Origin of the sequence: Streptomyces griseoluteus (assembly GCF_004784465.1) — a bacterium.
In the GTDB taxonomy this organism is placed as follows: Bacteria; Actinomycetota; Actinomycetes; order Streptomycetales; family Streptomycetaceae; genus Streptomyces; species Streptomyces griseoluteus.
Genome location: NZ_SRRU01000005.1, coordinates 37325 through 50598, shown reverse-complemented (window position 1 = coordinate 50598; position 13274 = coordinate 37325). Strand labels below are relative to the sequence as shown.

16 protein-coding genes are annotated in these 13274 nt (G+C 70.7%); 11 read left to right on the top strand and 5 right to left on the bottom strand.

The window, feature by feature from the left end:
* Positions 1–25: 25 nt before the first annotated feature.
* Entirely contained in the window at positions 26–922 is an 897-nt protein-coding gene (locus tag E5082_RS14890) for an RNA polymerase sigma factor SigF (RefSeq protein WP_135791741.1), read from the bottom strand.
* A 244-nt stretch (positions 923–1166) separates the two neighbouring features.
* On the opposite strand from E5082_RS14890, the gene E5082_RS14885 reads away from it, so the two are divergent.
* Entirely contained in the window at positions 1167–1544 is a 378-nt protein-coding gene (locus E5082_RS14885) for an STAS domain-containing protein (RefSeq protein ID WP_030814352.1), read from the top strand.
* A 289-nt stretch (positions 1545–1833) separates the two neighbouring features.
* Positions 1834–2394 carry an ATP-binding protein gene (locus tag E5082_RS14880; RefSeq protein WP_135791740.1) on the top strand — a complete coding sequence of 187 codons (561 nt, stop codon included), beginning with the start codon at positions 1834–1836 and terminating at the stop codon, positions 2392–2394.
* 108 nt (positions 2395–2502) lie between these two features.
* On the opposite strand, the gene E5082_RS14875 is transcribed toward E5082_RS14880, so the two are convergent.
* Positions 2503–4008 carry a peptide MFS transporter gene (locus E5082_RS14875; RefSeq protein WP_135791739.1) on the bottom strand — a complete coding sequence of 502 codons (1506 nt, stop codon included), beginning with the start codon at positions 4006–4008 and terminating at the stop codon, positions 2503–2505.
* Positions 4009–4503: 495 nt separating this feature from the next.
* Here E5082_RS14875 and E5082_RS14870 point away from each other — a divergent pair, with 495 nt between their 5' ends.
* Complete coding sequence (locus E5082_RS14870; protein ID WP_030814361.1) at positions 4504–5181, top strand: response regulator transcription factor; 678 nt, start codon at positions 4504–4506, stop codon at positions 5179–5181.
* Between the two features lie 141 nt (positions 5182–5322).
* On the top strand, positions 5323–6588 hold the full coding sequence (locus tag E5082_RS14865; RefSeq protein ID WP_135791738.1) for an ATP-binding protein: 1266 nt from the start codon (positions 5323–5325) through the stop codon (positions 6586–6588).
* Here E5082_RS14865 and E5082_RS14860 read toward each other — a convergent pair.
* Positions 6585–7070, bottom strand: coding sequence for a GtrA family protein (locus E5082_RS14860; RefSeq protein WP_135791737.1), 486 nt, complete (start codon positions 7068–7070; stop codon positions 6585–6587). The two genes, E5082_RS14865 and E5082_RS14860, sit on opposite strands and share 4 nt — an antisense overlap.
* A 196-nt stretch (positions 7071–7266) precedes the next feature.
* On the opposite strand from E5082_RS14860, the gene E5082_RS14855 reads away from it, so the two are divergent.
* From E5082_RS14855 to E5082_RS14845, 3 genes are read left to right on the top strand one after another with little or no spacing between them, the layout of a single operon-like run.
* Positions 7267–8406, top strand: a complete 1140-nt coding sequence (locus E5082_RS14855) for a 5-(carboxyamino)imidazole ribonucleotide synthase (protein WP_135791736.1) — start codon at positions 7267–7269, stop codon at positions 8404–8406.
* Positions 8403–8924, top strand: a complete 522-nt coding sequence (purE, locus tag E5082_RS14850) for a 5-(carboxyamino)imidazole ribonucleotide mutase (RefSeq protein WP_086695398.1) — start codon at positions 8403–8405, stop codon at positions 8922–8924. Before E5082_RS14855 ends, purE begins: the two co-directional genes overlap by 4 nt.
* A 6-nt stretch (positions 8925–8930) precedes the next feature.
* A complete protein-coding gene (locus E5082_RS14845) occupies positions 8931–10109 on the top strand; it encodes a dipeptidase (RefSeq protein WP_135791735.1) in 1179 nt (392 codons plus the stop codon).
* Between the two features lie 77 nt (positions 10110–10186).
* On the opposite strand, the gene E5082_RS14840 is transcribed toward E5082_RS14845, so the two are convergent.
* Positions 10187–11263, bottom strand: a complete 1077-nt coding sequence (locus tag E5082_RS14840; RefSeq protein ID WP_135791734.1) for an alkene reductase — start codon at positions 11261–11263, stop codon at positions 10187–10189.
* 55 nt (positions 11264–11318) lie between these two features.
* Between E5082_RS14840 and E5082_RS14835 the strand changes: the two genes are divergently transcribed.
* From E5082_RS14835 to E5082_RS14825, 3 genes are all read left to right on the top strand, one after another.
* Complete coding sequence (locus E5082_RS14835; RefSeq protein ID WP_135791733.1) at positions 11319–11678, top strand: MerR family transcriptional regulator; 360 nt, start codon at positions 11319–11321, stop codon at positions 11676–11678.
* 83 nt (positions 11679–11761) lie between these two features.
* On the top strand, positions 11762–12034 hold the full coding sequence (locus E5082_RS14830) for a type II toxin-antitoxin system Phd/YefM family antitoxin (protein ID WP_135791732.1): 273 nt from the start codon (positions 11762–11764) through the stop codon (positions 12032–12034).
* Entirely contained in the window at positions 12031–12291 is a 261-nt protein-coding gene (locus E5082_RS14825) for a Txe/YoeB family addiction module toxin (RefSeq protein WP_135791731.1), read from the top strand. The genes E5082_RS14830 and E5082_RS14825 overlap by 4 nt, the downstream gene beginning before the upstream one ends.
* A gap of 13 nt (positions 12292–12304) precedes the next feature.
* Here the strand turns inward: E5082_RS14825 and E5082_RS14820 are convergent, their stop codons facing one another.
* Positions 12305–12664 (bottom strand): VOC family protein, encoded by a 360-nt coding sequence (locus tag E5082_RS14820; protein WP_135791730.1) that lies wholly within the window; start codon positions 12662–12664, stop codon positions 12305–12307.
* A 98-nt stretch (positions 12665–12762) separates the two neighbouring features.
* Between E5082_RS14820 and E5082_RS14815 the strand changes: the two genes are divergently transcribed.
* Positions 12763–13269, top strand: coding sequence for a CGNR zinc finger domain-containing protein (locus E5082_RS14815; RefSeq protein WP_135791729.1), 507 nt, complete (start codon positions 12763–12765; stop codon positions 13267–13269).
* Positions 13270–13274 lie beyond the last annotated feature (5 nt).

The window sequence follows — 13274 nt, the reverse complement described above, 5'->3', positions numbered from 1 at the left end:
GTCCGCCTCCCGGCGGCGCCCACCCTCACTCGTCCAGCGTCAGTCCCTTGCGCAGCCGCGTCAACGTCCGCGACAGCAGCCGGGAGACGTGCATCTGCGAGATGCCCAGCTCCTCGCCGATCTCGGACTGGGTCAGCCCCGCCACGAACCGCAGGGAGAGGATCTTCCGGTCGCGGGGCGCCAGTTCGGCGATGAGGGGCTTCAACGACTCGACGTACTCGATGCCTTCGAGCCCGTGGTCCTCGTACCCGATCCGGTCCGCGAGCGCGCCCTCGGCGTCGTCCTCGGCGGGCTGCGCGTCCAGGGAGGAGGCGGTGTAGGCGTTCGAGGCGGCCATGCCCTCGACGACCTCCTCGTGGGAGAGCCCGAGGCGCTCGGCCAGTTCCGCGACGGTGGGGGCGCGGTCCAGCCGCTGGGCGAGCTCGTCCCCGGCCTTGGCCAGGTCCAGCCGCAGCTCCTGCAGGCGGCGCGGGACGCGCACGGACCACGAGGTGTCACGGAAGAAGCGCTTGATCTCGCCGATGATGGTCGGCATGGCGAAGGTCGGGAACTCGACCCCGCGCGACATCTCGAAGCGGTCGATCGCCTTGATCAGGCCGACCGTGCCGACCTGGACGATGTCCTCCATCGGCTCGCTGCGGGAACGGAACCGAGAGGCGGCGAACTTCACCAGCGCCAGATTCAGTTCGACGAGGGTGTTGCGGACGTACGAGTATTCGTACGTGCCCTCCTCCAGCGACTCCAGGCGCTCGAAGAGCGTCTTGGACAGGGCTCGCGCGTCCACCGGGCCGACCTCGTCGAAGGGCGGGATCTCGGGGAGCCCCGCCAGGGGGTCGAGAGGGTCGATGGTGTGGTCCAGCATTTCCGGTGGGGGTGTCGACGCCGCTTTGTGGGTAGGCGATCCGTCGAGCCGGGCTGACATGGGTGTCCTCCATCGTTCTCGGCATATGGCTGCCGAAGCCGATACGTGCACTGCGGTGTGCGGCGCCTCCGAAGCCGGCGTGTAGGGATGTGTGTCGTACTAGCCCTACCTGCTTCGGCGAGTTGGTCGCAAGTGTCATTTGCGGCTATATGCCCGTTTCTGGGGGGTTGTTCGGGTGTCGAAGTGTGGCTGGAAGGCGTAATGTTCGAGGGCATCAGCAGCCAAGACTCGGGAGAGAGACGGCATGGACCACGGGACGGTCGGCAGCGCACAGTCGGGCCGGCTTCTGGTGGAGGTGCGGGAAGAGGGTTCCAGCGCCGTAGTGACGCCGGCAGGTGAACTCGATCACCACACCGCCGATCTACTGCGCGAGCCGCTCGACGACCTCCTGGAGAAGGGCTTCACGCGACTCGTCGTGGATTGCTCACGGCTGGAGTTCTGCGACTCGACAGGACTGAACGTGCTGCTGGGGGCCCGCCTGAAGGCGGACGCCGCCGGCGGTGGCGTGCACCTCGCGGGCATGCTGCCCGTAGTCGCGCGCGTGTTCGAGATCACAGGAGCCGAGGCGGTCTTCACCGTCCACGACTCCGTGGAGGCCGCCCTGGCGGGCGAGACCGGCTGACTCCTCCCGCGCGCCCCCTCCGGCCGTCGCTTCCCTGCGTCGGGTGAATGAGGGGGTGTTCCGGGGGATCAGTCGGGCAGGAGACATCTGAAACCTTTCGGCAGCCCCGCCGCCGAACCCGCTCCGGGAACCGGAGAAGGGGTCCGGCGCGACGTATGAGACGAGGGCGGACGCGGAAGGTGACGGAGGCAGCACGCGGACACCGGGCGGACGGTGAATCGGCCGTCCGGGACCGAACGGAGTCGGACTTTGGAATCGTGTACTGGTGGATCGGTGAGGTGAAGCGCTGATGAGCACCACCCGGCCCTACTCGCCGGGCGATGGTGGCCCGGAGCCGAGCGGCGCTTCCGGCATGCCCGAAGGAGGCGCGACGGCGTCCGAGGCGGCCTTGAGCGCCGCCTTGCCCGTCGCCCCCTCCGAGGCCGCGCCGGAGGCGAGGGGACGGCAGGTCCGCAGGCTCAGCCTGGACGGCGAGAGCGGGGTGGTCCCGCTCGCCCGTGACTTCACCCGCCAGGCGCTCTACGAGTGGGGCTGGCTCCCCGCCTCGGGCGCCGAGCAGCGGGCCGCCGCCGAGGACGTGCTCCTCGTCGTCTCCGAGCTGGTCACCAACGCCTGCCTGCACGCCGACGGACCCGACGAGCTGCTCCTGTCCTGCGACCGCAAGGTGATCCGTCTCGAGATCACCGACCGCGGCGCCGGCCAGCCCGCCCCCCGGACCCCGCACCAGGCCGGCCGACCCGGCGGCCACGGCATGTTCATCGTGCAGCGCCTGAGCCTGGACTGGGGCGTCGTACGCACCCCCGACGGCTCCGGCAAGACGGTCTGGGCGGAACTGGCCGCCCCCGCCTAGAACCGGGCTCTACGCACCGGGCTCTACGCACCGGGCTCTACGAGAACGGCGAAGGGCCCCGCATCCTCGATGCGGGGCCCTTCGTGTGTCCGGCGGAGCGGGGTCAGGTCAGTTGACGCTGCCCATCAGAGCCTTGACCTTCTTGCGGTACATCCAGACGGCGACACCGGCGACGACGGCCAGGATCGCCTCCAGGGCGACGAAGCCCATCTTGTCGAGGTTCACCCCGCCCACGGCCGGGTTCGACAGCAGGGCGGTGATCGAGTCGCCCGCGGTGACCGCGAGGAACCAGACGCCCATCATCTGCGAGGCGTACTTCTTCGGCGCCATCTTCGTGGTCACCGACAGGCCCACCGGCGACAGCGCCAGCTCACCGACGGTCTGCACGAAGTAGATCGCCACCAGCCACATCGCCGCGGCCTTGTGACCGCCCTCGGCGATCGACAGCGGAGCGAGGAAGAGGAAGAAGGACGCGCCGACCAGGACCAGACCGGAGCCGAACTTCACGATCGTGCTCGGCTCCTTGCCGCGGCGGTTCAGCCACAGCCACAGCCAGGCGAAGACCGGGGCCAGCGCCATGATCATGACCGGGTTGACCGACTGGTACCAGGAGACCGGGAACTCCCAGCCGGCGATGGTGTTCTTGGCCGAGCTGTCGGCGAACAGCGACAGGGTGGAACCACCCTGGTCGTAGATCATCCAGAACACGGCGGCGGCGACGAAGAACCAGATGTACGCGGAGACCTTCGAGCGCTCGGCGGGCTCCAGGTCCTTGTCGCGGTAGATCCGGGCGATCACCAGGATCGGCACGATCAGACCGATGATCGTGAGCGGGATCAGCGCCCAGTTCAGCGTGAAGTGGCCGGTGCCGCCCACCAGGGCGTAGAAGACCACGGCGATGCCGAGCCAGATCAGGCCCTTGCGCAGCGTGGACTTCTTCTCCTCGGCGGACAGCGGGGTCGGGACCTCGTTGCTCCGCGCGGCGAGGTGACGGCCGCCCAGCAGGTACTGGACCAGGCCCAGCGCCATGCCGAGCGCGGCCAGCGCGAAGCCGAGGTGCCAGTTCACGTTCTCGCCCACCGTGCCGATGACCAGCGGAGCGATGAAGGCGCCCAGGTTGATGCCGATGTAGAAGACGGTGAAGCCACCGTCACGGCGCGGGTCGTCCACGCCCTTGTACAGGTGGCCGACCATCGTGGAGATGTTGGCCTTCAGCAGACCCGAGCCGATGGCGACCAGTACCAGGCCGACGTAGAAGCTCGCGGCCACGGGCAGCGCCAGGCACAGGTGGCCGAGCATGATGATCAGACCGGAGACGGCCACCGTCTTGCGGGGGCCGAGCAGGCGGTCCGCGACCCAGCCGCCCGGCAGGGCGAGCAGGTACACGAGCGACAGGTACACCGAGTAGATCGCCGTCGCGGTGCCCGCGCTGAGGTGCAGGCCGCCCGGAGCGACCAGATACAGCGGGAGCAGGGCCCTCATGCCGTAGTAGGAGAACCGCTCCCACATCTCGGTCATGAAGAGAGTGGCCAAGCCGCGGGGGTGGCCGAAGAAGGTCTTCTCGGTGCCCGGGGTCTCCGGACGGACCGAGTCCTTCGTCAGGCTGGACGCCATGGTCGTTCCTTGCTGGTCGGGACGCGCGATGGAGCGCTGCGCGCCCGGTGGGGGGTGCGGCCGGCACCGGCAGGGTCGGGCGTCCGCCCCCACGCCCTGGGGGTTCCCGCATCGAAGGCATCGAAGGCGGAGGACGGCGACCACCGGGATCCACGCTCCTACGCGTCACTGCGTAACGAGCCCGGCCAGAGGTCATTCCTTTCAAGGCTGAGCGGAGTCAGCCCGCACAGAAAGGGAGACCCTTGGCGTCATGTGCCCGCCAAAAGGCCCCCGGTGTGCTACAGGCGTTCAGGTCACCATACGGCAGGACACTGCCGGATATGGAAGGACTTGAGACACGGATCACAGGAATCATGGGAACCGCGCGACCTGTTTCCAAGGTGTCTTCCACATTCGCATCGCACCGTCATTGGTTTGTACCAGCAGGGTACAAAGGTAAGAGCACTGCTGCCGACCACACCCCGGCCTCACGCGCGGGCGGTCTACCATCAGCTCATGACCCGTGTACTGCTCGCCGAGGACGACGCGTCCATCTCGGAGCCGCTGGCCCGCGCCCTGCGCCGGGAAGGTTACGAGGTCGAGGTGCGCGAGGACGGCCCCAGCGCGCTCGACGCCGGACTCCAGGGCGGGGTCGATCTCGTCGTGCTGGACCTGGGACTGCCCGGCATGGACGGCCTGGAGGTCGCCCGCCGGCTGCGTGCCGACGGCCACACCGTGCCCATCCTCATCCTGACCGCGCGCGCCGACGAGGTGGACACCGTCGTCGGGCTCGACGCGGGCGCCGACGACTACGTCACCAAGCCCTTCCGGCTCGCCGAGCTGCTGGCCCGGGTCCGGGCGCTGCTGCGGCGCGGCTCGGCCGAGCCCCAGCAGCCCCCGGCCACCCACGGTGTGCGGATCGACGTCGAGTCGCACCGGGCCTGGATGGGCGAGGAGGAACTCCAGCTCACGGCCAAGGAGTTCGATCTGCTGCGGGTGCTGGTGCGGGACGCCGGCCGCGTGGTCACGCGGGATCAGCTGATGCGGGAGGTGTGGGACACCACGTGGTGGTCCTCCACCAAGACGCTGGACATGCACATCTCGTGGCTGCGGAAGAAGCTGGGCGATGACGCCGCGAACCCCCGGTACATCGCCACGGTGCGCGGTGTGGGCTTCCGGTTCGAGAAGAGCTGAGTCCCGCCTTCCGGACGGGGGCCGCGGGGGCGTCGGCGGCCGACCCCGCGTCGTGGCCGGTCGCGCAGTTCCCCGCGTCCCTTAGGGTGCTGCGCCGGGCCGGGGGAGACTGGTGGTCCTTAGTCTTCCCGGAGGGACCCTGTGCGTCGTCGTCTTATTCAGTCCACGCTTGCCGTCGTGCTGGTGGTGATCGCCGTGTTCGGGGTCTCACTGGTGATCGTGGAGACGCGGACGATCAGCAACAGCGCGCAGGAGCGGGTGGAGTCCGAGGCGGTGCGGCTGGCCAGCATCGTGGACAGCCGCATCCTCGCCGCCGAGAACGTCAACGCCGACGTACTGCGCAACCCGGTCAGCAAGACCCAGTACGCGGTGATCAAGATGCCCGGCCGGGCCCCGATCGAGATCGGCAGCAGGCCCCAGGGTGACGTCATCCACTCCACGCAGCACGGCGAGGAGGGCGAGACCGTCACCGTGCAGGAGCCCCGCTCCGCCGTGACCCGCGAGGTCGGCCGCACCCTGCTGATCATCGCCCTGGTCGCCCTGCTCGCGGTCATCGCCGCCGTACTGCTCGCGGTACGCCAGGCCAACCGGCTCGCCTCCCCGCTCACCGACCTCGCCGAGACCGCCGAACGCCTCGGCTCCGGCGACCCCCGCCCCCGGCACAAGCGGTACGGCGTCCCCGAGCTGGACCGGGTCGCCGATGTGCTGGACTCCTCCGCCGAGCGGATCGGCCGCATGCTGACCGCCGAGCGGCGCCTCGCGGCCGACGCCTCGCACCAGCTCCGTACGCCGCTGACCGCGCTGTCCATGCGGCTGGAGGAGATCACCCTCACCGACGACCCGGACACGGTGAAGGAGGAGGCGACCATCGCGCTGGCGCAGGTGGAGCGGCTGACCGACGTGGTGGAGCGGCTGCTGACCAACTCGCGCGACCCCCGTACCGGCTCCGCGGTCACCTTCGACCTCGACGAGGTCATCCAGCAGCAGCTCGCCGAGTGGCGCCCCGCCTACCGCAGCGCGGGCCGGGCCATCGTCAGCTCGGGCAAGCGGCACTTGACGGCGGTCGGCACGCCCGGCGCGGTCGCGCAGGTGCTGGCCGCGCTGATCGAGAACTCGCTGATGCACGGCGGCGGCACGGTGGCCCTGCGCACCCGCGTCACCGGCAACCAGGCCGTGATCGAGGTCACCGACGAGGGCCCCGGCGTCCCCGCCGACCTCGGTGCGCGGATCTTCGAGCGGACCATCAGCGGCCGCAACTCCACGGGTATCGGGCTCGCCGTCGCCCGCGACCTCGCCGAGGCCGACGGCGGCCGTCTGGAGCTGCTCCAGACGCACCCGCCGGTGTTCGGCCTGTTCCTGTCCCGCACCGCCCCCACGCAGAAGGGCGAGGAAGCGACGGTCCGCTAGCGGACCCGCTCGGAGCTGTCCGGCTCGTGCCGGGCCACCGGCTCCCTGCCCGGCTCGCTGGGCAGGGCGCGGAAAACCCAGGTGCGGTACGACCAGAAGCGGAACAGCGTGGCCACGCCGATGCCGACGAACTTGAAGACGTTGCTCTGCAGCGGGGTGTCCCAGCCGAACCCGTAGGTGGCGAGGTAGAGCACCCCGTTCTCGATGACCAGGCCGATCACGCTGAACACCAGGAACAGCATCAGCTCGCGCGGGCGGCCGCCCCTGTCGCGGTCCCGGTACGTCCAGTAGCGGAAGCCCAGGTAGTTGAAGACGATGGCCACGATGGTGGCGATGACGCTGGCCCGGACCACGGGCAGGTCGGACACATGCCGGACCAGGTTGAACACACCGAGGTTGACCAGGACCCCGGCTCCTCCGACCGCACCGAACTTGGCCACCTCACGGGCGAGCCGTTGCAGCCCCGAGGAACGACGTTCCATGGCTGTGCAGCTCCCGTCCATAGGTTCTTCTCGGCCCCGCCATGCTATCCACGCGATCCCTCCCATGCCCGCGCGCCGGGCCCCGGCCGGGATACGGGTCGGCAAGAGGCGGACAAGGGCCGGGTAAGAGATGCGCGTCCGGCCGGCCGGGACGGCGGCCGTCCGCGCCGGTCCGCACGGCCGATACGCTAGGGGGGTGACGTTCCCGGTAGTCGGCATGGTCGGCGGGGGGCAGCTCGCGCGTATGACGCACGAAGCGGGCATCCCGTTGGGCATCAGGTTCAAGCTCCTCAGTGACACTCCACAGGATTCCGCGGCGCAGGTCGTGAGCGATGTCGTCATCGGCGACTACCGCGACCTCGACACGCTGCGTGAGTTCGCGCGCGGCTGTGACGTGATCACCTTCGATCACGAGCACGTGCCGACCGAGCACCTCAAGGCCCTGGAGGCGGACGGCATCCCCGTCCGGCCGGGGCCCGAGGCGCTCGTGCACGCCCAGGACAAGGGCGTGATGCGCGCGAAGCTCACGGAGATCGGCGTGCCCTGCCCGCGCCACCGCATCGTGCGCGACCCGGCCGACGTGGCCGCGTTCGCCGCCGAGGGCGAGGGCTTCCCCGTCGTCCTCAAGACGGTGCGCGGCGGCTACGACGGCAAGGGCGTGTGGGTCGTCGACTCCGAGGCCGAGGCCGCCGAGCCCTTCCAGGCGGGCGTGCCGGTACTGGCCGAGGAGAAGGTCGACTACGTCCGCGAGCTGGCCGCCAACGTCGTCCGCTCCCCGCACGGCCAGGCCGTCGCCTACCCGGTGGTGGAGTCCCGGCAGGTCGCCGGGGTCTGCGACACCGTGATCGCGCCCGCGCCGGACCTGGACGAGTCCCTCGCGCTGCGGGCCGAGGAGATGGCGCTGAACATCGCCAAGGAGCTGGGCGTCGTCGGGCACCTCGCGGTGGAGCTCTTCGAGACCCGTGACGGCCGTGTCCTCGTCAACGAGCTGGCGATGCGGCCGCACAATTCCGGCCACTGGTCGATGGACGGCGCGATCACCTCGCAGTTCGCCAACCACGTCCGCGCGGTCCTCGACCTCCCCCTCGGCGACCCGCGCCCGCGCGCGCCCTGGACGGTCATGGTCAACGTGCTCGGCGGCGACTACCCGGACATGTACTCCGCGTACCTCCACTGCATGGCCCGCGACCCGCAGCTCAAGATCCACATGTATGGCAAGGACGTCAAACCCGGCCGCAAGGTGGGGCACGTCAACACCTACGGCGACGACCTGGACGACGTGCTGGAGCGCGCCCGTCACGCAGCCGGCTACCTGAGAGGCACGATCACCGAATGAGCCCCGTTGTTGGCATCGTCATGGGGTCGGACTCCGACTGGCCCGTCATGGAGGCCGCCGCCAAGGCCCTCGACGAGTTCGAGATCCCGTATGAGGTCGACGTCGTCTCCGCGCACCGGATGCCGCGCGAGATGGTCGCGTACGGGGAGCACGCCGCCGACCGGGGGCTGAAGGCCATCATCGCGGGCGCGGGCGGCGCGGCCCACCTGCCCGGCATGCTCGCCTCGGTGACGCCGCTGCCGGTCATCGGCGTGCCGGTGCCGCTGAAGTACCTCGACGGCATGGACTCGCTGCTCTCCATCGTCCAGATGCCGGCTGGTGTGCCCGTGGCCACCGTCTCCGTCGGCGGCGCCCGCAACGCCGGTCTCCTGGCCGCCCGCATGCTCGCCGCGCACGACGAGGACCTCCTCCAGCGGATGCGCGACTTCCAGCAGGACCTCAACGACCAGGCCACCGAGAAGGGCAAGCGTCTGCGCGCCAAGGTCGAGGGCTCGGCCGGCTTCGGGTTCGGGAAGTAGGCCCGGATGACTTCGCTGGACGAGGCCCGCGCGCTGCTGCGGGAGTTCCCCGTCGTCGACGGGCACAACGACCTGCCGTGGGCGCTGCGGGAGCAGGTCGCCTACGACCTGGACGCGCGGGACATCGCCGGTGACCAGGCCGCGCATCTGCACACCGACCTCCCGCGGCTGCGCGAGGGCGGCGTGGGGGCGCAGTACTGGTCCGTGTACGTGCGGTCGGACCTGCCCGACGCGGTGCCGGCCACGCTGGAGCAGATCGACTGTGTGACGCGGCTGATCGAGCGGTACCCGGCCGAGCTGGCGCCCGCGCTGACAGCGGCGGACATGGAGGCGGCCCGCGCCTCCGGGCGGATCGCCTCGCTGATGGGGGCCGAGGGCGGCCACTCCATCGCCAACTCCCTCGGCACGCTGCGGGGGTTGTACGCGCTGGGCGTGCGGTACATGACGCTCACCCACAACGACAACGTGGACTGGGCGGACTCCGCGACCGACGAGCCGAAGGCCGGGGGTCTGACCGCGTTCGGCCGTGAGGTCGTCCGCGAGATGAACCGGCTCGGCATGCTGGTCGACCTCTCCCACGTCGCGGCGACGACGATGCGGGACGCGCTGGACACCAGCTCGGCGCCGGTGATCTTCTCGCACTCCTCCTCCCGTGCCGTCTGCGACCATCCGCGCAACATCCCGGACGACGTGCTGGAGCGGCTGCCGGCCAACGGCGGCATGGCGATGGTGACCTTCGTGCCGAAGTTCGTCCTCCAGGCCGCGGTGGACTGGACGGTGGCCGCGGACGAGAACATGCGCGCGCACGGTCTGCACCACCTCGACACCACCGAGGAGGGCATGAAGGTCCACCGGCAGTTCGAGGAGCGCCACCCGCGTCCGGTCGCCACCGTCTCCACGGTCGCCGACCACCTCGACCACATGCGCGAGGTCGCCGGGATCGACCACCTCGGCATCGGCGGCGACTACGACGGCACCGCCTTCACCCCGGACGGCCTGAACGACGTCTCCGCCTACCCGAACCTGATCGCGGAGCTGCTGGAGCGCGGCTGGTCCAAGCCGGACCTCGCCAAGCTGACCTGGCAGAACGCGGTCCGCGTCCTGGGCGCGGCGGAGGACGTCGCCCGCGAGCAGCGCGCCGCCCGCCCGGCGTCGCACGCGACGATCGAGTCGCTGGACGGCTAGCGTCTTTCGTTTGGATCAGGCCGGATCAGGGCGCGGTGCCAGGGCCCGCGAGCTCGGCAAGATCCAAACGAGAGGCCCTAGCGGTCCGCGAGGGCGGGGTAGTCGGTGTAGCCGTCCGCCCCGCCCACGTACATCAGATACCGCTCGCGGAGCGGGTTGAGCGGGGCGCCCCGGCGCAGCCGGGCCACCAGGTCCGGGTTGGCGATGTAGGGGCGGCCCAGGGCGACGAGATCCGCGCCGGAGGCCAGCATTTCCCGCGCCGCCCGTGCCACCGCCTCGGTGGTGAGGTCGGTCAGCACCGGGTTGCCGATCAGGGTGCCCGGCCAGTCGGCGCGCAGCCGTCGGTACAGCTCGTCGCCGGGGTCGGCGCGGACCACGTGCAGATAGGCGAGGCCCAGGTCGCGCAGGCGGTGCACGAGTGCCGGGTACAGGGCGGCGGTGTCGTCCTCCTGGATGCCGTTGACCGTGCCGCCCGGCGATATCCGTACGCCCGTCCGCCCGGCACCGATCGCCTCGGCCACCGCCTCGGTCACCTCCACGGTGAAGCGCACCCGGTGCTCGGGCGGGCCGCCGTAGCCGTCGGTGCGGCGGTTGGTGTTCCCGGCGAGGAACTGGTGCAGCAGATGCCCGTTGGCCGAGTGCACCTCCACGCCCTTGAACCCGGCGTCGACGGCCCGCCGGGCGGCGGAGGCGAAGTCCGCCACGGTGGCGCGGATGTCGTCGGGCGTCATCGCGCGCGGCACAGGGGCGGGCAGGTGCCCCTGCCGGGTGAAGATCGTCTCCGGGAGCGGCACGGCCGAGGGCGCCACGGGGGTCAGCCCGGTCGTCGCCGGGTGGCTGACCCGGCCACCGTGCTGGAGCTGGAGGAACATGTGCCCGCCGGCCGCCCGCACCGCGTCGGTGACCTTGCGCCAGCCGTCGGTGTGCCGGTCGGTGTGCAGCGCGGCGATGTCCGGGTACGTCTGGCCGACCGCGTTCGGGGTCGCGGCCTCGCCGATGATGAGCCCGGCGGAGGCGCGCTGGGCGTAGTAGTCCGCCATGAGCGGGGTCGGGGTGCCGTTCGCCTCCGCGCGGTTGCGGGTGAGCGGGGCCATCAACAGGTGGTGGGGGAGGGCGAGTTGGCCGAGCCGGGCCGGGGCCAGGAAGTCCGTCATGGCCGTACGGTAGAAGCTGACACCGATGTCAGGTTCAAGCCCTGGGGAGGCGCACATGCGGATCGGTGAACTGGCCCGGCGCACCGGCGTGAGCGAGCGGTCGCTGCGCTACTACGAGAGCCGTGGGCTGCTCGCGGCCGACCGCACGGCGGGCGGCCACCGGGAGTTCCCGGAGGCCGCCGTCGACCGCGTGGTCCGCATCCAGGAGTTGTACGCGGCCGGCCTCCACAGCGACCGCATCCGCCACCTCCTCCCCTGCATGCGCGACCAGGACGGCGGCCCCTCCGCCCAGGCCACCCCCCGCCTCCTGGCCGACCTCACCGAGGAACGCACCCGCATAGACCGCCTGATCACCGACCTCCACCGCACCAGGGACACGCTGGACGAGGTCATCGAGGCCGCGGGCGGAGAGTGACGTCCATTGCGATGCGGCGTGGTGCCGGAAGGTAGTACACGTGTAGTACCGGTTCTCGGTACCACCAGGGAAGGCGACGGACCATGACCATAAGCGCCGGCGAGGCACGCCGGGATCTGTTTCCCCTGATCAAGCGCGTCAACGACGATCACGAGCCGGTCCGGATCAGTTCCAGGGGCGGGGACGCCGTCCTGATGTCCGCCGATGACTACGAGTCCTGGCAGGAGACGGTGTACCTGCTGCGTTCACCCGCGAACGCACGGCGCCTGATGGAGGCGGTGGCCCGCGACAAGGCGGCGGCCGGCGCCGTCACCAAGTCGCTGGACGAACTGCGTGAGCTGGCGGGTGAGGAGTGAGGAGCGTCCATTTCGACCCCGACGCGTGGGAGGACTTCCTCTTCTGGCTTGCCGCCGACCGTCGGATGGCCCGCCGGATCACCCGGCTCAGCGCGGAGATCCAGCGGGACCCCTTCACCGGCATCGGCAAGCCGGAGCCGCTCAAGGCCGACCTGTCCGGCTACTGGTCCCGTCGCATCGACGACGAGCACCGGCTGGTGTACCGGGCCGACGACAAGGAAGTGAAGATCTTGAAGGCCCGGTACCACTACGGCTGACCCGCCGGGGGTCTCAGCAGGCGCAGAGGCAGAAGGGGTGGCCCGCCGGGTCGGCGTAGACGCGCCAGTTGCGGTTGGGGGCGTCCGTGTCCAGGGGCTTGGCGCCCAGGGTGAGGATCTGCTTCTCGGCCTCGTCCAGGTCCGGGACCCTCAGGTCGAGGTGGAACTGCTGCGGGGCGTCGGGGGAGGGCCAGGCCGGGGGGACGTGGTCCGGGGCGTGCTGGAAGGCGATGGTCTGGCCGGCGGGGGTGCGCAGGTCCACCCAGTCCGCGTCTCCTTCCGTCGTACCGCCCAGGATCTCGGCGTAGAAACCGGCCAGTGCCTCGGGGTCGGGACAGTCCAGGACGATCGCGCCCAGCTCGGCGAGAGCCATGACTTCCTCCTCGGTGCTAGTAGAGCTCGGTTACCAGTAAAGCTCGGTCACCGGTAACGGTTACCCCATGGTCCCTCATGAGGGGTAACGTCGCAAGCATGAGTGAGAGATCGGCCGCGCCGGGCAGCCTCGCCCTGGTGGAGTCCCTGGTGAACACCCTGGACATCGAGAGCGGCCGCGACGCGCTCGACACCGAGGAGGGCCGCGCGGCCCTCGGCATCGGGGACGGCGAGCTGGACACCGCCCGCGCCCTGCGGGAGTCGCTGCGCGCCGCGCTCCTCGCGCACGCCGGACACCCGCCGCACGCCGCGGTCACCCCGCTCGGTGAACTGCTCGCCCACGCCCCGCTGTTGGTCACGGTGGGCGACACCGACGGCTCCGCCGCCCTCGCCCCCGCCGATCCCGGCCCGCTGCTCTGCCGTGTTGCCGCCGCCGTGGCCGGTGCGCTGGTCGAGGGCACCTGGCAGCGGCTCAAGGCGTGCGAGGCGCCGGCCTGCCACTGGGCGTACTACGACCGCAGCCCCGCGGGCCGGAGCCGATGGTGCTCGATGCAGGTGTGCGGGGCGCGCGCGAAGATGCGCCGCTACCGGGCCAAGGACAGGTAAGAGAC